Annotated in this window: 11 protein-coding genes; 8 read left to right on the top strand and 3 right to left on the bottom strand. The window is 62.3% G+C overall.

What is annotated here, in order from left to right:
• Positions 1-85: 85 nt before the first annotated feature.
• Positions 86-2,560, bottom strand: a complete 2,475-nt coding sequence (pheT, locus tag DWV48_RS02115; RefSeq protein ID WP_118652958.1) for a phenylalanine--tRNA ligase subunit beta — start codon at positions 2,558-2,560, stop codon at positions 86-88.
• Positions 2,561-2,733: 173 nt separating this feature from the next.
• Positions 2,734-3,810, bottom strand: a complete 1,077-nt coding sequence (gene pheS / locus DWV48_RS02110; RefSeq protein WP_118652956.1) for a phenylalanine--tRNA ligase subunit alpha — start codon at positions 3,808-3,810, stop codon at positions 2,734-2,736.
• A 728-nt stretch (positions 3,811-4,538) separates the two neighbouring features.
• Here pheS and DWV48_RS02105 point away from each other — a divergent pair.
• From DWV48_RS02105 to DWV48_RS02080, 6 genes are all read left to right on the top strand, one after another.
• Positions 4,539-6,539, top strand: coding sequence for a transcription antiterminator (locus DWV48_RS02105; RefSeq protein WP_118652954.1), 2,001 nt, complete (start codon positions 4,539-4,541; stop codon positions 6,537-6,539).
• A 15-nt stretch (positions 6,540-6,554) separates the two neighbouring features.
• Complete coding sequence (locus DWV48_RS02100; protein ID WP_118652952.1) at positions 6,555-6,989, top strand: PTS sugar transporter subunit IIA; 435 nt, start codon at positions 6,555-6,557, stop codon at positions 6,987-6,989.
• A gap of 62 nt (positions 6,990-7,051) precedes the next feature.
• Positions 7,052-7,339, top strand: a complete 288-nt coding sequence (locus DWV48_RS02095) for a PTS sugar transporter subunit IIB (RefSeq protein WP_118652950.1) — start codon at positions 7,052-7,054, stop codon at positions 7,337-7,339.
• 11 nt (positions 7,340-7,350) lie between these two features.
• Positions 7,351-8,634 carry a PTS ascorbate transporter subunit IIC gene (locus tag DWV48_RS02090; RefSeq protein WP_118652948.1) on the top strand — a complete coding sequence of 428 codons (1,284 nt, stop codon included), beginning with the start codon at positions 7,351-7,353 and terminating at the stop codon, positions 8,632-8,634.
• A gap of 116 nt (positions 8,635-8,750) precedes the next feature.
• Positions 8,751-9,494 carry a sugar isomerase domain-containing protein gene (locus tag DWV48_RS02085; protein WP_118652946.1) on the top strand — a complete coding sequence of 248 codons (744 nt, stop codon included), beginning with the start codon at positions 8,751-8,753 and terminating at the stop codon, positions 9,492-9,494.
• Between the two features lie 345 nt (positions 9,495-9,839).
• Positions 9,840-11,363, top strand: coding sequence for a carboxypeptidase M32 (locus DWV48_RS02080; protein WP_118652944.1), 1,524 nt, complete (start codon positions 9,840-9,842; stop codon positions 11,361-11,363).
• 401 nt (positions 11,364-11,764) lie between these two features.
• Here the strand turns inward: DWV48_RS02080 and DWV48_RS02075 are convergent, their stop codons facing one another.
• Positions 11,765-12,832 carry a DMT family transporter gene (locus tag DWV48_RS02075; RefSeq protein WP_233546056.1) on the bottom strand — a complete coding sequence of 356 codons (1,068 nt, stop codon included), beginning with the start codon at positions 12,830-12,832 and terminating at the stop codon, positions 11,765-11,767.
• A gap of 379 nt (positions 12,833-13,211) precedes the next feature.
• On the opposite strand from DWV48_RS02075, the gene DWV48_RS02070 reads away from it, so the two are divergent.
• Both DWV48_RS02070 and DWV48_RS02065 read left to right on the top strand, forming a co-directional pair.
• On the top strand, positions 13,212-16,376 hold the full coding sequence (locus tag DWV48_RS02070) for an insulinase family protein (RefSeq protein ID WP_118652942.1): 3,165 nt from the start codon (positions 13,212-13,214) through the stop codon (positions 16,374-16,376).
• 73 nt (positions 16,377-16,449) lie between these two features.
• On the top strand, positions 16,450-17,226 hold the full coding sequence (locus DWV48_RS02065) for a 5-formyltetrahydrofolate cyclo-ligase (protein WP_118652940.1): 777 nt from the start codon (positions 16,450-16,452) through the stop codon (positions 17,224-17,226).
• Positions 17,227-17,426 lie beyond the last annotated feature (200 nt).

Genomic DNA, 17,426 nt, shown 5'->3' with positions numbered 1-17,426 from the left:
CCAGATCCGGGCGAACGTAAAGGCGCGGTGTACTGAGGTACATAAGCCTTTAGGTTCGCCCGGAGGTGGGGTGCCTGGGGACGTTTTACGACCGGACCTCGCCGCCAGTGGCCTTACACACCTTGGTCACGAGCTTGGAGTGAGCCTTCTCCACTTCCTCACTCGTGAGCGTGTGGTCGTCGGCGCGATAGGTGAGCGCGAACGCCATAGACTTCTTGCCCTCGCCCACGCGCTCGGCATCGCGGTACACGTCGAACAGGCGCACGCCCACCAGGAGTTTACCGCCGGCGGAGCGCAGACGGCGCTCCAGGTCCTCGCAGGTGACGGAGTCGTCGACCACGATGGCGAGGTCGTGCTCGACGCTCGGGAACTGCGAGAACTCGCGATAGGCCTCCTGGGCCCCGGAGAGCTTGAGCAGCGCCTCGAGGTTGAGCTCGAACGCGACCACGGGGATATCGATGCCATAGACGTCGCGCGCGTCGGGGTGGATCTCGCCGACCCAGCCGAGCACGGTACCGCCGGAGAGAACCTCGGCACAGCGCCCAGGCTGCAGGAAGGCGTAGCCCTCGCCCTCGGCGGCGCGGAAGCGGACCTTTGGGATGCGCATCTGCTCCAGCAGTTCCTCGACGACGCCCTTGCCGTCGAAGAAGCGCAGCGGCATGGGCTTGTAGTTCCACGTCACGTCGCCCATAGAGCCGGACATGACGCCCGCGACGGCCTCGCGCTCCTTAGGGGCGCTTGCGTTCTCGCGGCCGAAGAAGAGGGTGCCGATCTCATAGAGTTGCACGTTCGCCGTGCTGTGCTTGATGTTGAACTCGACGGACTGCAGCAGGCCGGGGATGAGCGAGCGACGCATCTCGGTCTGCTCAGCGACAAGCGGGTTCATGAGCTCGACGGCGCAGCCGCGGCCCTCCTCCGTCATGCCGATGCGCTCGAGGTCGCCCGGCGCGGCGAAGGAGAAGTTCATGGTCTCGTTGAGGCCGCAGGAGCGCAGGATCCGGCCGACCTTACGGGTGAGGCGCTGCTCGCGGGTGAGTCCGCCGATGTGGTTCTTGGCGGCGGGGATGGTCGCCTCGACGCGCCCCATGCCCCACAGGCGCAAGACCTCCTCGATCAGGTCGATCTCGCGCGGGAGGTCGGGGCGGAAGGTGGGGGGCACGATGCTGTAGACGAGGCCGTCGCCCTCACCGGACGCGGACACCTTGCAGCCCAGGCGGGTGAGGGAGCGCTCGATGAAGTCGGGGGCGATATCGGCGCCGCAGATGGCGTGCACGCGCGCGAGCCTGAGCTCGACAGGGGCGACCTCGCGCGGAGCCGGATAGACATCGACGCATCCGGGCGCGACCTCGCCGCCGGCGAGCTCCTCGATCAGGGCGCACGCCAGGTTCGCCACGTCGACGCATCCGGTCTCATCGACCTGACGCTCGAAGCGGATGGAGGCGTCCGAAATGAGCGACAGGTCGCGACTCGTGTGGGAGGTGCGGCCCGCGTTGAAGCAAGCGCTCTCCACCAGGACGTCGACGGTGGCGTCGGTGACCTCGGAGTCCATGCCGCCCATGACGCCGGCGAGCGCCACCGGCGTGGCGCCGCGCTCGCCCGTGGCGATAAGGCCCATGCCCGCCGAAAGCGTGCGCTCCACGTCGTCGAGGGTGCGGAACCGCTCGCCCTCGCGCGCGGCGCGCACGGCCACGGCGCGCTTGCCGTCGCGCTCCTCGAAGGCGGAGAGGTCGAACGCGTGCAGGGGCTGGCCGGTGAGCATCATGACGTAGTTGGTGACGTCGACCACGTTGTTGTGGGTGCGCACGCCGCAGGCGTTCAGGCGCTGGACGAGCCATTCGGGCGAGGGACCCACCTTGACGCCGCGCACCACGCGGGCGACGTAGCGTTCGCACAGGCCCTCGTCGATGAGCTCGACGGAGACGGTCTCAGCCGCGGACGCGCCGGCCTCGGCCTTGACCTGGGGAAGCTCCACGTGGAAATCGCGGTCGTAGATGGCTCCGACTTCGCGGGCGATGCCGATCATGGACAGGCAGTCGGGGCGGTTGGGCGTGATCTCGCAATCGAGGACCGTATCGGAGCTACCGAGGTACTGGGCAAGCGGCATGCCCACGGGCGCGTCCGCGGGCAGAATCCAGATGCCCTCGTGGTCTCCGGACAGGCCAAGCTCGCGCTGGGAGCAGTTCATGCCGCAGGATACGACGCCGCGCAGCTTGCCCTTCTTGATGTGCACGTCGCCCGGCAGTTCCGCGCCGATCATGGCGGTCACGATGTGGTCGCCCTCATTGAAGTTCTGCGCGCCGCACACAATCTGCAGGGGCTCGGGGTTGCCGTCGGCGTCGACGTTGTTGGCGCCCACGTCGACCAGGGTGACCCACAGGTGGTCGGAATCGGGGTGCGCCTCCTTGGAGACCACCTTCGCCGTGACGATCTTGTGATATGCCTCGCCCACCGTGTCGATGGACTCGACCTCGGTGCCGGTGCGAATGAACTCACGCGCGAGCTCCGAGGGATCATCCGGCAGCTCGACCATCGATTTCAACCATTCGTAAGAAACCTTCATCTCAAACCTCTTCTAAAGAAGTGAAATCAACAACGAAAAATCAGCAACAAAACCCTGAAGCGGAGACGGGTTTTCCAGGTGCCCGAGATTGGCCTGAAAGAGGAGGGAAGCGTACTTAGGTACGCGACCGACGATTGAAGGCCAAGGTCGGGTGCCTGGGAAAGCCGCCGGGATTAGAACTGATTAAGGAAGCGCATGTCACCGGTCACGAGCGCGCGCAGGTCGGGCAGGTCGTAGCGGAGCGCCGCGATGCGCTCGACGCCGGCGCCGAACGCGAAGCCGGAGTAGACGTCCGGGTCGATGCCGCAGTTGCGCAGGACATTGGGGTCGACCATGCCGCAACCGAGGATCTCGATCCACCCAGAGTGCTTGCAGAAGGGGCAGCCCTCGCCACCGCACACGCCGCAGCTCACGTCGACCTCGCAGGAGGGCTCGGTGAACGGGAAGAAATGCGGGCGGTAGCGCGTGGCGCGATCCTCACCGAACATGCACTTGACGAAGTAGTCGAGCGTGCCCTTGAGGTCGCCGAAGGTAATGCCGCGATCGACCACGAGGCCCTCTATCTGGTGGAACTGGGGCAGGTGGCAGGCGTCGGCCGTATCCGGACGGTACACGCGGCCCGGGGCGATCATGTAAATGGGAGGCTCCTGCGTCTCCATGGTGTGAATCTGCACGCCGGAGGTCTGCGTGCGCAGCAGCACGTCGGACTCGCCGTGAGCGTGCTCCTCGGGGTGCGCCGCGGTGCCGGGGGCGTTGTCCTTCACGTAGAAGGTGTCGCGCGCAGAGCGGCTCGGGTGATCGAGCGGCGCGTTGAGGGCGGTGAAGTTGTACCAGCTGGACTCGACCTGCGGGCCGGTCTCGACGGTGTAGCCGATGCCACAGAACACATCCTCAACTTCTTCGATGATCTGGTTGATGAGGTGCGCGTGACCGATCTGCGGACGGGCGCCGGGCAGCGTGATGTCTACGGCCTCGGTCGCCATGAGCTCGGTGATGGCGGCGCGCTTGAGCTGCTTCATGCGGCCCTCAAGCAGGGTCTCGGCCATACGGCGCATCTCGTTGGCGCGCTTGCCGAGCACCGGGCGCTCCTCGGGCTCGATCTTGCCCATCATGCGCATGAGGCCGGTGATCTCGCCTTTGCGGCCCATGAGCGCCACGCGCGCGGCCTCGAGCTTCTCCGCCGTCTCGGCGCTCTCGATCATCTCGCGGGCCCGCTGTTCGAGCTCCTCAAGTTCGTCGATCAGACTCATTACGTCCCCTCTCCTTCCAACGGCAACGCACTGCGTTGCCGCGTTGTTCCATAGAAAAATCCGCCCTTGGGATCGTGCGTTTTCGCACTCCCAAGGACGGATGAGTTCCGCGGTACCACCTTGATTGGCCGCCGGTTGTCTGCCCGGCGAGCCCTCTTTTGCCCGATGTCGCGCGGGCGCGCGGCTTCCCTACTCAGCGTGCAGTTGGGGTCGGGTGCATATTGCGCATCCGCCCCAGCGCCTCGCGCAACACATGGGAAGCACCCTCTGTTGCGGGGCGGCCGTTCAGGTCGCAGCTCGGGAGTGAACTCGGATCTCCTCGCCGCAGGTGGGCTCGCAGCCGGTGGCCCTCCCTCTCTTAGGCGGCGATGCGGTGAGGCCCGACCTCTCCGTCAACGCAGTGGTCACGATGATAACACAGAGACGGCTTGCGATTGAGAACGAGCGCCTTTGCATATGGCTCGAAATCAGGGTCTACGCATACCCGACAAACGCCGCGCCCAGGGAATTGGCCGCGTCTTATCATGGGCGACCACACCCCGTCAGCAAAGCGTGCCCTCCCCATTAGCACAACCCAAGCCTTTCAATTTGACCAATTCGCACCTGCCCCCGAAGATCCAAATCAAAAAGTTGCCGCAGCCGCTGACCACATCTTGTGTTGAGAGTGTGTAGCAATTTTATGACTATGTGATTAGGGAATTTAGCCCGAGCAAAGAAAGGGGGTCGCCATGGTCGAACTTACCAGCAGGCAGCGCGAGCTTGTACGTAAGCTATGCCGTGAGACCACCTTTTGCACCGTCGCAGACCTTGCGAGGAGCGTCGATGCGTCAGCACGTACCGTTCGCAGCGACCTTCGCTCGGTGGAGTCTTTCATGGCCCAACATGGCGCCGCTCTCGAAAGGGTCCCCGGGACGGGCATCCGCCTCTCATGTGCATCGGAAACGCGAGCCGCCTTGCAAGCACAGGCCAATCGTGCCGAGCTGCATACCCTCAACACAACGGAACAGTGCGCCGTCGCGGAGCTACTCCTCTTGCTTAATCCGCTCATGACATTCCAACGCATCGCCGACACCTGCCGCGTGAGTCGCCAAACGTTAGTGGCAAACTTCGAGGCGGTCGAACAGTTCTTCGCCCAGGCAAATGTCGTCTGTCAGCGCGATCGCGGCAAAGGAGTCCGCCTGATTGGCGACGAGCTCGGAGTTCGCCGCTGCTTTCTCGGCATCCTATCCGATTCCGCGCTACAAGACATAGCATATCCCATGTCCCGGCGGGCACTCGAAGCGTACTTGCTCGCCGCGAGGGCCATCGTTAACGGCGTCGAGATATTCCAAAACGGTGCCCTCATAGACCGTGAGCGATTGGAACTCGTTACGGCCTTTTCCCTTTCGAGAATCCATATGGGCAAAGCACTCGAGTCATCACGGGTGGTACCGGAAAACCCCCTTCGGTACTCCGCGGATCGCCATGGGTCGTTAGCAAACCATCAGGCCACGCAATTGTCGCCCGACCTCCTACCCCTCATGCAACTTCTCGACGCGCATTTCCCCTCAGAGACGGAGAGCTTCTTTCTAGCCTCGGTCATCCTTTCCCAACGCTCCGGCGCAGGAGATCCATCCGATCGGGAGGAAACCTCATATCAGGATGAAGCGAGCACCATTTCTCGAGACCTCGTGGATGCCCTGCGTGAGCTGCACGTCATAGAAGACGAACCATTACGCCACCTAATCGATGGTCTCACCCTGCATGTTCGCGCAGCCATTTGGAGGGTTCGAAACGGAAACCAGATTCATAGTGATACGCCACGGCAAATCATGGTCTCAATCCCCCTCCTTTATGATTTCACCCGCAAACAAATGAGCATAGCCGAAGAACGCCATGGCATTTCCTTTAACGAAAGCGAGATCGCCTACATTGCCATGTACCTCGACACAATTTACGAAACGAGCGCGCGCGACTCGACTGTTCTCAATGTCTTGTTCCTCTGCTCCTTTGGCCTCGCTTCCAGCTCGATCCTGATGATGAGACTCTCGCATGTACTCGGGGAATGCCGCGTCCATGGTCCCATGACAACCGCCGACGCCAAATCGTTCCTAGCCGAGAACCCTATCGACCTCATTATCTCGACAAGTGAGTTTTCCTGGGAAAAGACACCGGTGCTCATCGTCGATCCCCTACTGAGCCAAGGCGCATTGGAAAAGGTAAAAAACGAACTCGCACAAGCATCGTATTCCAAGATGTGCACGCATTTTCTACGCTCGTACGCGAAAGCTGAACACACGATGGACCTCCCCCACTTCATCCACGATCTGATCAGACGCGATGATATCCAGGTCGGTGTCGACTGTTCCGACTGGCGTGAGGCGATCCGAATCGCTGCGGCCCCGCTTCTCAAGCGCGGTGTTGTCGAGCAGCACTACGTCGAACGAATGATATGTGCCGTTGAAGACTACGGCCCATACATGGTCCTCACACCCGGAACCGCATACGTACACGCCGGAATACATGACGGAATCAAGGAAAACTGCCTCGCCATGTGTGTCTTGAGTTCCACGATTCCCTTCGGCCCCGCTGATGAAAAGCATATCCGCACCATCATCGTCCTCGGAGTACGCGATAAGGAACAAAGCGATTTGCTCAAGCTGGCCCCCATTCTCGAGCGCGAGGAGAACATCCTCCTGCTAGAGCGTGACGACCTTGAGATAGACGATGTCCTACACCTGCACGGATAAGAAAGGAGGAAAGCAATGGAAGAAAGCATCTCCAAACACAACATTCGGCTTCATTGCACTGCGAAGAACTGGGAAGACGCCATCCGCATCTCGGCGGCACCCCTCGTCGAATGTGGATCAATCAATCCGAGTTATATCGACCGGATGATTGCGAGCGTCCATGAGCTCGGGCCTTACATCGTCATCATGCCTGGCTTCGCAATCGCACATGCTGCACCGGGCGACGACGTGACCGTCAGCGACCTTTCGGTCGCGACCTTCAGCGAAGACGTGACATTTGGATGCGACAACGACCCGGTTCGCATTGTTATGTGCCTCGCATGCACCGATCGTGAAGCTCATATCGCACGACTGCAGCGCATTGCGGAAAAGTTGCTCGATGAGACGTTTCTAGACCGAATGGGCTCATGTGTGTCTGCCGATGAGCTCTACAACCTTTTGAACGAGTAGCTATCGAACAGGCACTGACACGCATCGCGAAAAGACGCATGCCAATCTTGAAGGGAGAAATAATGGGAGTTCCGAAAATCCAGACTGTATGCGGATATGGATGCGGATCATCGCTCATGTTGCGCACCAACATCGAGAAGATCGCACGTGCGCACAACATCGAAGTTGAGGCGTTTTGCGGAGATGTGGCTTCATGCTGCGCCAACGATTGTGATGTGATTTTCATCTCAAAAGAGCTCGGCGAACGCATCAAAGATCGCGCCAAGGTACCCGTGATCGAGCTCGATAACTTCATGAACAAGGCCGAAGTCGAAGAAAAGACCCTGGCCTACCTCGATTCCGTTCGATAAGGGAGGCAACCATGGAAGCTATCCTCAATTTTGTCATTCAGGAAATCTTTGGCCAGGGCGCTATCTTCCTCGCACTCATCGCGTGCATCGGCCTTATTCTCCAAAAGAAATCGTTCTCCGAGATCGTCCGCGGAACCATCATGACCGCCGTGGGCTTCTTCGTGCTCTCCACGGGCACCGGCCTCATCACGGGAAACTCGATCGACGGCATTTCGACCGCCTTCAACACCATCATGCCCCAGGCGATCGAATCGACCACGGTGGACATCGGAGCCGAATACGGCACTGAGATCGGCATCGTCATGATCCTCGCTTTCGCGGTCAATATTCTTGTCGCCCGCTTCACCAAGTGGAAGTCCATCTTCCTCACCGGCCACATGCTCTATTGGTTCCCATTCGTATTCATCGCCGCAGGCGTCGACGCGGGCCTCACGGGCGGCAAGCTCATCATCCTCGCAGCCGTCTTTACCGCCCTGTACATGGTCGTTTCTCCGAATCTTATGCGTCCGTTCGTAAAGCAGGTCACCGGCGATGACTCGTTCACCATCGGCCATCCCACCACCTGTTTGTCCGTCATCTCAGGTTTGCTGGGCAAGGTCATCGGTGACAAAGAGCACTCCACCGAGGACCTCAATTTCCCCAAGTCCCTCGGCTTTCTGCGCGAAATCGCCATTACCGGCTCCTTTGCAATCGCCCTCACGTACCTTGTCATGTACTTCATCCTGCTCGCCAATGGGCAGGACCCTGCCGTCGTGTGGGGCTATGCTGAAGGTTCCACCGGTATTTTCACCTACATCTTCACGCATGCGATTTACTTCGGCGTCGGTATCACCATCATGCTCCAGGGCGTCCGCATGCTCATCGCAGAAATCGTTCCCGCCTTCCAGGGCATTGCCGAAAAGCTCGTTCCCGGTGCCATTCCCGCGCTCGATGTCCCGGTCATCTTCCCGTGTGCCCCCAATGCTCTGCTCATCGGCTTTATCGTTGCCATGATCACCTCCATCGTGACCATCCTGATCACCGGCTCCATGGGCATCTTCCCCACCGTCGTCATCCCGCTGATCTCCACATGCTTCTTTGAGATCGGATGTGCCTCGATCGTTGGCAACGCCACCGGCGGCGTGCGTGGCGCTGTTGTCGGCGCCGCTGTGTCTGGCGTTATCGCTGTACTGCTCGTCGGCTTTGGCGCGTACTTCTTCAACAACACCATCCAGAGCTGGATGCTCGTCTTCGGCGGTCAGGACTTTGACCTTTGGGGCATGCTCGTCGGTGCTATCGCGCGCTTGATCGCATAACTTCTCATAGGCAATCATTCCGATCCAAGCGAAACCATCGAGAACCCGGGCGCGCTCGAAACTATGTTTCTCCGAGCGCGCCTTTTTACACCCACATTTCAGAGGAGATTGTCATCATGGATTTCAAATACCTCGACATTGTGCGCGAGCTTCTCTCCACCATCGAGCGTGACGAGGGTGAGCATATGGCCCGATGCGTCGATGTGCTTTACGACTGCATTTGGCAAAAGCACTCGATCTACACGTTCGGCGCAAGTCATGCAGGAATCCTGTCTGAAGAGATGTACTATCGAGCTGGAGGGCTCATGCTCATGAACCCGATTTTTGGCCGAGAGATCATGCTGGACACTGAGCCCATCACGCACACCAGCGCCATGGAACGACTCGTCGGATACGGAACCGAACTCGCTCACAACCGCGCCGACTTTCAAGCCGGGGACGTCCTCATCGCGCATTCCGTCTCCGGGCGAAACCCCGTGACGGTTGAAGTCGCCATGGCAGCGAAGGACGCAGGCGCCACCGTTATAGCCATCACCAATCTTTCGTACTCAAAGTCGGTCAGCTCGCGCCATCCCTCCGGGAAGCGTCTGTGCGACCTGGCCGACATAATCTTGGACAACCACGGTGAAATTGGCGATGCAGCCGTCGCCGTCAATGGCATGGAGCAAAAGGTATCGCCCACATCAACGGTCGTTGGGGCGACCATGCTCAACGCAATTGTCGCAGCCCTCGTGCAAAAGCTAGTCGACGGGGGTATGGCACATCCGCCAATCTTTTACAGCGCCAATCTCGACGGAGGAGATGAGCTCAATCGCACGCTCTACGAAGAGTACAAGGAGAGCATCCACTATAGTTTTTAAGCATGAGACGAGCTCCGTGCGCTGACGGCACCACTCGGTGGGCTGCTGCCGCGCGTGCGCATGGGTGACCGGGCAGGGGCTTTTCGTGTGGGGCTACTTCGCGCGCGAAAAGCCCCTGCCCAAAACGCACAATCCTTCCCAGGTAGACGCGGAGATGCAAAGAGGCCCCACCCCGTCAGCAAAACGCGCCCTCCCCATTGGCACAACCCCCGCCTCTCGAATTGTTCAATTTGCGCCCACCCCCGATTGAATGAGATGGCGAGATAAAGCCACTCCACCGCCACACCCGAAGGGCAATGGGTACACTCAAAGGCAATGACCACGTTCCACCCGCAAGGAGGACCCATGGCAAACACCACCCCCGAACACCTCACCGCGCGCCTTCGCGCGCTCGAGTCCAAGCTCTGGACCCGCGAGTACCTGATGAAGATCGCCGAGTTCGACGGCGCAACCATCGCGCCCGAGAACGGAGCGGCCGCGCGCGGCGACGCGATGGGCGCGCTTGCCGGCGAGCATCACGAGCTCCTTACCAGTGAGGACGCCCGCGCGCTCATCGCCGAGCTCGAGACCGCCGTGGCCGCCGGCGAGCTCACCGACCCGCAGGTCCTCGCCGAGGTGCGCACACTCGCCCGCGACCAGCGCGAAGCCGTCGCCCTGCCCACCGAGGAAGTCGAGGCGTGGAGCCGCCTCACCTGCGAGGCCGACGCCGTCTGGCACAAGGCGAAGGGCGCCAACGACTGGGAGAGCTTCGAGCCCTACGTGGACCGCATCGTCGAGACCCTCAAGCGCCACGCCGGCTACATGGACCCCACGCGCGACCCCTACGACGTGTGGCTCGACCAGTACGAACGCGGCATGGACGCTGCCGCCTACGACCGATTCTTCGAGGCTGTGCGCAAAACCGTCGTCCCGCTCGTACATGCCATCGGCGAACGCGGCGAGCAGCCCAACGCGCCGTTCCTCACCGCACACGTCCCCGACGCCGTCCAGCGCGCGATGTCCTTCGACCTCATGAAGCTCGTGGGCCTCGATCTCGCGGACACCTGCCTCGCCTTCACCGAACACCCCTTCTCTGAGGGCTTCGCCGTGGGCGACGCGCGCGTTGCCACCCACATCTACGAGGACAACCTGCTCTCCAACGTGTACTCCGTCATCCACGAAGCGGGGCACGCGTCCTATGAGCTGGGCGTCAACCCCGCGTACGCGCGCACGTGCCTGGAGGGCGGCACCTCGCTTGGCATTCACGAGAGCCAGAGCCGCTTCTTCGAGAACACTGCGGGCCGCAGCCGTGCGTTTATGACGCCGCTGCTCGCCCTGTTGCGCAAGCATGTACCCGAGGTCTATGGCAGCGTGAGCGAGGATGAGCTGTACCGTGCGGTCAACATCGCCACACCGTCGCTCATCCGCACCGAAGCCGACGAGCTCACGTACCCGCTCCACATCATGATCCGCTACGACATCGAGCGTATGCTGTTCGCGGGCGAGGCGACCGCCAAGGACGTGCCGGCGCTGTGGGCCAAGCTCACCAAGCAGTACCTGGGCCTCGATGTCCCGAATGACACCCTTGGCGCGCTGCAGGACACTCATTGGAGCGGCGGCAGCTTTGGCTACTTCCCAACCTATGCCCTGGGCTCGGCATACGACGCCCAGTACGTGCCCGCCATGGAGCGCGCGGGCGTTGACCTGGAAGGCGCCTGCGCGGCCGGGGACCTCGCCCCCGTGCGCGCGTGGCTGCGCGAAAACATCTGGCAGTGGGGTCGCGGCAAGGACGCGGGCGAGCTGGTCGAGGATGCGTGCGGCGCGCCGTTCAACGCCGCCTTCTACTGCGACTACCTGGCAAAGAAGTTCGGCGAGCTCTACCGGCTGTAGCACCCGTGCGAGCCCACAACCTCAACGGTCTGCGTTGGGCATAGCGACTCACATGAGCCCTCATACCGATTAATGACCGTGCCACGCCTTTCCAGTAGGAACCGTGAGCACCAAAGGAGGCGCCGCTCGGTCTTTTAGTGACCGAGCGGCGCCTCCGTGCGCCCCCATCAGACGAAAATACGCAAATGCGGGGATAATAATCGGTCCCTTGAAGTAGCCACACAATGCGCGCTCAATCTACCTGCTGGTTTTCTGCGGGCATAACGCCAGCTACTCGGCCCTCCCTTTTTTATCCCCGCATTTGCGTATTTTGCTGGCGCAAGAGGCATCCACGCATCAGAAAACACCCACGAACCCAGTATCAGCATGAGAGAGAACGCTGCCGCGCAGCGCGGCCAGGGCTACACCGTTAAGAACACCATCACGATGATGAGGGCAAAACCAACCAGATCCGTGGGCGCGAACACGGTGCCCAAAACAAGCGCGCTCGTGACCGTGGCGGACACCGGCTCAATCGTACCGATGAGGCTCGCCCGCACGCTTCCAATATCCTTAACGCCCTGCATATACAGGTTGTACGCCAGGAAAGATCCAACCACGATAAGCACGGCAAGCGCGAGCCAGCCCTCCGGATCGAACGCCGGAATACTCTGCCACGGCTGCACAAACGCCGAGAGCACAATCCCCGATGCGAACATCGCGGTGCCTGTGACAATGGATGAGCCATAGACCGGCAGAATCTTCGCAGGCACGATCGACATGCAGGCGGCGCCCACCGCCGAGATCAAGCCCACGGCCAGCCCCTCGGGCGGAATCACGAGCGTGCTGGGGTCGCCACCCGTGGCGATGAGGAACGCGCCCGCAAATGCCAAGACCACGCCCGCGAGCTCGCGGCGGCGTGGGAGCCGGCGCGTGACAATACAGGTATATACCATGATGAGCACGAGCTGAAGGCACTGCATGACGGTCGCAGTGCCGGCGTTGGTCAAGCGAACCGCAAGCAGATAGGAAAACGAGTTGCCAAACACACCGAACAGGGTGAACACTGCCATGACCGCCAGGTGGCGCGGGTTCTTGAGCAGCTGCACAAAGCGAACGCGGTCGAACAGCAGAATGACGACCATGAACATAGCACCAGCGAGAAGCTGGCGTATGCTGAGCAGCCAAATGGTGTCGATCTGGTAGTGCGCGAACAGGTAGCTTGCAGACGTGCCGGAAAAGCCCCAAAAGATACCGCCGAACAGCGTGGCGAGCACCCCAACGAGCAGACGGCGTGAATCCCGGTCGTTCAGACGCTCGCGCATCGAGCGCCGTGCCGCGCGTGAGGCAGCATCCGCATCGGCCCCCGGCTTGATGGACGATGCCAGACCCATGCGCTCACGCTTCTCGAAAGCAGCAACCTCAGCAGCCTTGCCTGCGTCTTCGATGTCGTCGCCGCAGCCGCGCGATTCCATCTTTCCGTTCGTCATGCATCCCCCATCTCGTCGTCTTGCGGGACAACGATACCTCAAGCCAAGCGCGCCCATTGAGCAAACCATCGCCTCTAGCGAAAGATATGGACCCTTTGCCTGAGATAACGAGAGCCGAATTGCTCGGAGACGCCCATTTCTAGGGGGCAACGCCCGCCGGAAGCGCATGCTGCACAGGAGACGCGTGCCGCAGCGGAGGCGTGTGCTGTATCGGAGGCGTGTTCTGTATGTCTAGCAGCATTTGAAAGAGTCGGTGTGGGCGCGAGGTGAGCATGTTCCGCGGCAGGGACGGATCGCAAGCGCGGAGTGCCAGACCGCCGAGCGGGTATACTGGGCGAAGCGACCAACGTAGCAAACACTCTCCATAAAGGAGCTTCGCATGAACCAGCCGGTCTCCACCTGCAAACAAACCTCCCCCTGCGATGAAGCCCCCACGCGCCCGCATGCCTCTGTCCGCGACCGCGCCTCCCAGCTGCTCACACCCGGCGTAACCGTGTCCGGCTTCACCGTCACCACGGCCAAACCCCTCGCCGAATTCGACGCCGACGCCTACGTGCTGCACCACGAGGCATCCGGCGCCCGTCTGCTCTACCTCGCCTGCGAAGACGAGAACAAGGCGTTCGCCATCGGCTTCAAGACCCCGCCCACCGACGACACCGGCGTGTTCCACATTCTCGAGCACTCGGTCCTGTGCGGGTCGGCCAAATTCCCCGTCAAGGAGCCCTTCGTGGACCTCATCAAGAGCTCCATGCAGACGTTCCTCAACGCCATGACGTACCCGGACAAGACGGTCTACCCCGTGGCAACGACCAATGAGCAGGATCTGCTGAACCTCATGGACGTCTACATGGACGCCGTGCTCAACCCCGCGATCTACACTAAACGCGCCATCTTCGAGCAGGAGGGTTGGCACTACGAGCTCGACGTCCCCGAAGGCGCTCCGCTCGAGCAAGGCACCCTGCGCTACAACGGCGTGGTGTTCAACGAGATGAAAGGCGCACTGTCCGACCCGATGAGCGTCCTCGACGACGCCGTCAACCGGGCGCTGTTCCCCACCACGGCGTATGCCTGCGAGTCGGGCGGCGACCCGCGCGCCATCCCGCAGCTCACCTACGAGCACTTCCTCGACACGCATGCGCGCCATTACAACCTGGCGAACAGCTACATCGTTCTCTACGGAGACATGGAGGTCGAGCGCGAGCTTGCGTTTTTAGACGAGCGCTACCTGGGCGACGAGCCGCGTCTCCGCGACGAGGAGGCCCGCGCCCGGGCGCTGGCAAAAGCGCGCAAGGCGTCTGACGCAGCTGAGCCCACCGGGGTCGTTGGGGCCGACGGAGCCGCAACCGCCACGTGCGCACCCGTCACCATCGGGGAGCCCAACCCCCTCACGTGGCAAGAGCCCGTCACCTGCGATTACGAGCGCGTCGACATGCCCACCACTCCGGAAAACGCACTGGTGGGCATGGCGTACGTGCTCGGCGACGTCGCCGACCGCAAGCGCCTCATAGCCGCGGACATCATGTTCGACGCCCTGCTCGGAACCAACGAAGCCCCCGTCAAGAAGGCGATCCTCGCTGCGGGCTTGGGCGGCAACGTGGTGAGCTACACCTCGGGCGACCAGCTGCAGCCCCACACACTCATCATCCTGCAGAACGCCAAGCCGGGCGTCGCGGGCGAGTTCCGCCGCGTGATCGAGGACGCCTGCCGCGACCTGGTGGAAAACGGCATCCCGCGCGATCGCCTCGCCGCCGTCCTCGCCAGTGAGGAATTCGACCTGCGGCAACGCGACTTTGGCATCGCCGACGGCGTCGCCATCGCGTGCGACGCGCTCGGCACGTGGCTCTATGAAGACACCGACGCCGCAGCCACACGGGCGCTCGAGTACGGCAAGGTCTACGCCGAGCTCAAGCAGGCACTGAGCACCACGTACTTCGAGGACCTGCTGCGCGAGATCGTGCTCGAAAGCGGCCACCATGCGCTGGTGGAGCTCGTCCCCGTCGCCGATGACGCGCGCGCCGCGCGCGAGGAGGCAGACGAACTCGCCGCGGCAAAGGCAGCCCTCGACGAGGCGGGGCTCCAGCGCATCGTGGAGGACGTTGCCGAGCTGCGCGAGCGCCAGGAGGCCGAGGACGCGCCCGAGGCCAAGGCGACGCTGCCGCGCCTGCGCGTGAGCGACATCGGGCCCGCGCGCCCCGAGCCCCAGCTCGTCCTGAACAAGCAGACCCCCATCCCCTGCCTGCGCCACGACCTGCCCACGCATCAGCTCGCGTACGCCCTCACCTACTTCGACCTGTCGCACCTCGCATTCTCCGAACTCCCCTACGTCACGGTCCTCGCCCGTCTCATGCAGCAGCTCGCGACCGAGCGCATGAGCGCAGGCGAGCTCGACAGCTACATCGGCGCGAACCTCGGCTTCCTCTCCTTCACCACCGAGGTCGCCACACAGCCCAACTGGAAGCTCGCGCGCCCGCGCCTGCTGGTCTCCGCGGGAGCCCTGTCCGAGAAGATGGACGCCCTGGCGAGCATCCCGCGCGAGGTCTGGGCGACCACGATCTTCGAGGACACCGACCGCATGCGCGACGTGCTCACGCAGATGCGCATCGGCATGGAGCAGGGCTTCCTCATGAACGGACACAGCGCCGCGCTCGCGCGCGCCATGTCCTACGTCTCGCCGGCTGCCGTGCTCACGCAGCAGCTTTCCGGCATCGACTTCTACCGCTTCCTACGCGACCTGCTCGAACATTTCGACGAGCGCAAAGACGCGCTGTGCGACACCCTACGCGACCTGCGCGAGCGCATCTTCACGTCGACCGGCGGCATCGCAAGTTTCACCGGCTCCGATGAGGACTTCCGGCGCTACTGGGCGGCCGCGGGAAACCTGGGCCTCGCCCCCCGCACCGCGCCCACCAAGGAGCTCTACGTGCCGTGGCCCGAGGACAAGCATGAGGCCTTCGTCATTCCCAGCGATGTGAGCTACCTCGCCCGCGCCTGCGACCCACGCGTGCTGGGCATCGAGACCGACGGCGTATGGAGCGTCGCCTCCAACGCCCTATCCTACGATTACCTATGGAACGAGATCCGCGTGAAGGGCGGTGCCTACGGCTGCGGTTTCCGCTCGCCGAGCCCGCGCCACGCGAGCTTCTACACGTACCGCGACCCCGCCATCGACCCGTCGCTCGCGCGCATCGCGGCCTCCGGCGACTGGCTCACGTCGTTTGCGCCCGACACTCAGACCTTCGAGGGCTTCATCGTGAGCTGTGTTTCGGGTGTTGACGCGCCGATCAAGCCCTACGCGCTTACCAAGCGTCGCAACGCCGAATACTTCTGCAAGACGCCGCCCGAGCAGCGCTCCGTGCGTCGGCGCCAAATGCTCGAGGCGACCCCCGAGGCGCTTCGGGCGTTGAGCGACGACGTCAAGCGCATCGCGAACGATGCCCCCGCCTGCGTATTTGCCGGGCGCGACGTGATCGAGGCGAGCAATGCGAACTGGAACGTCGTTGATCTGCTGAGCGACACATGCGACACATGCGGGGAGGAGGCGTAAAGCAGCCCCCTCTCCCGCGCGGCCGCACGTGGCAAGCGGTAGAATGGACAGACGAAGACGAGAGGACCGTGCAATGGCAACTGCAAAACATACGAAGACGCCGGCCACAACGGAAAGCGCTCCCCGCGAAAAGCCCAGTGCTGCTGAACAGGAGATTCTCGAACAAAAGAGCGACGTGCGCCGCGCAATCATCGAGTGCCGCCAGGAGCTGCGCCCGAGCGCCCGCTCGACGAAATCACGCGAGATATGCAACAAGCTGCTCGACCAGTTACGCGCCAGCGGTATTAAGGGCAAAAACGGACAGCCCCCAACGCTCGCAGTGTACGCGGCACTGCGCTATGAAGTCGATCTCGATCGCTTCATTCGCGGGGCATACGCATACGGGTACCGCATTGTGTTCCCGTGCATGATCCCTAACGCCGCACAGGGAGCCATGTGCATGCGCTCCGTCTCGTGCAACAACTACTTGGGCGGAAACGTGCCGTTCATCGTTGACCCGCGCAAGCCCTGGGGACCCGCTGTGACCGAAGAGCACCAGACGTACACCAGCACGCGTGCGGGCGCGACGCGCCGCTTCATCCCCTCGCGCATCAAGGGCAGCGTTCCCCCCAAGGACGACACGCGCTTCCCGGTTGTACCCCCATCGGAAATCGATTTGGTCATTGTGCCCGCCGTCGCATTTGACGCTCAAGGCAACCGCTTGGGCTACGGACGGGGCACCTACGACCGCTACCTGCCGCAACTGCGCGAGGATTGTCAGCTTTTGGGCGTCGCGTTCGTCGAGCAGGAGGTCGATCGGGTTCCCTGTGATGAACACGACCGCAAGGTCCCGCAGTTCATTACGGCATAAAAATGGGTCCGGCATCCTATTGCGCCAGACCCACTTTTCTATTTCATGCCGCTGGCACCAATGCCGCCCTGCCGCCGCTCACACGCCGAAGGTTCCGACGTGCGCGAGCTGATAACTGCCGCCACGCCTACGACCAACATAGCTGTGTCTACCAAAACGGCAATCGCCTCGAACACCTGCAAGCACCTCCCACATCGGTA

The sequence above is a fragment of the Collinsella sp. AF08-23 genome, from assembly GCF_003479805.1.
Lineage (GTDB): Bacteria > Actinomycetota > Coriobacteriia > Coriobacteriales > Coriobacteriaceae > Collinsella.
This window is presented reverse-complemented; position numbering and strand designations above follow the sequence as displayed.

What these genes read in the sequence shown, in the direction of transcription:
- pheT (WP_118652958.1), bottom strand. Translation starts at nt 2,560, where the DNA reads ATGAAGGTTTCTTACGAATGGTTGAAATCGATGGTCGAGCTGCCGGAT.
- pheS (WP_118652956.1), bottom strand. Translation starts at nt 3,810, where the DNA reads ATGAGTCTGATCGACGAACTTGAGGAGCTCGAACAGCGGGCCCGCGAG.
- DWV48_RS02105 (WP_118652954.1), top strand. Translation starts at nt 4,539, where the DNA reads ATGGTCGAACTTACCAGCAGGCAGCGCGAGCTTGTACGTAAGCTATGC.
- DWV48_RS02100 (WP_118652952.1), top strand. Translation starts at nt 6,555, where the DNA reads ATGGAAGAAAGCATCTCCAAACACAACATTCGGCTTCATTGCACTGCG.
- DWV48_RS02095 (WP_118652950.1), top strand. Translation starts at nt 7,052, where the DNA reads ATGGGAGTTCCGAAAATCCAGACTGTATGCGGATATGGATGCGGATCA.
- DWV48_RS02090 (WP_118652948.1), top strand. Translation starts at nt 7,351, where the DNA reads ATGGAAGCTATCCTCAATTTTGTCATTCAGGAAATCTTTGGCCAGGGC.
- DWV48_RS02085 (WP_118652946.1), top strand. Translation starts at nt 8,751, where the DNA reads ATGGATTTCAAATACCTCGACATTGTGCGCGAGCTTCTCTCCACCATC.
- DWV48_RS02080 (WP_118652944.1), top strand. Translation starts at nt 9,840, where the DNA reads ATGGCAAACACCACCCCCGAACACCTCACCGCGCGCCTTCGCGCGCTC.
- DWV48_RS02075 (WP_233546056.1), bottom strand. Translation starts at nt 12,832, where the DNA reads ATGACGAACGGAAAGATGGAATCGCGCGGCTGCGGCGACGACATCGAA.
- DWV48_RS02070 (WP_118652942.1), top strand. Translation starts at nt 13,212, where the DNA reads ATGAACCAGCCGGTCTCCACCTGCAAACAAACCTCCCCCTGCGATGAA.
- DWV48_RS02065 (WP_118652940.1), top strand. Translation starts at nt 16,450, where the DNA reads ATGGCAACTGCAAAACATACGAAGACGCCGGCCACAACGGAAAGCGCT.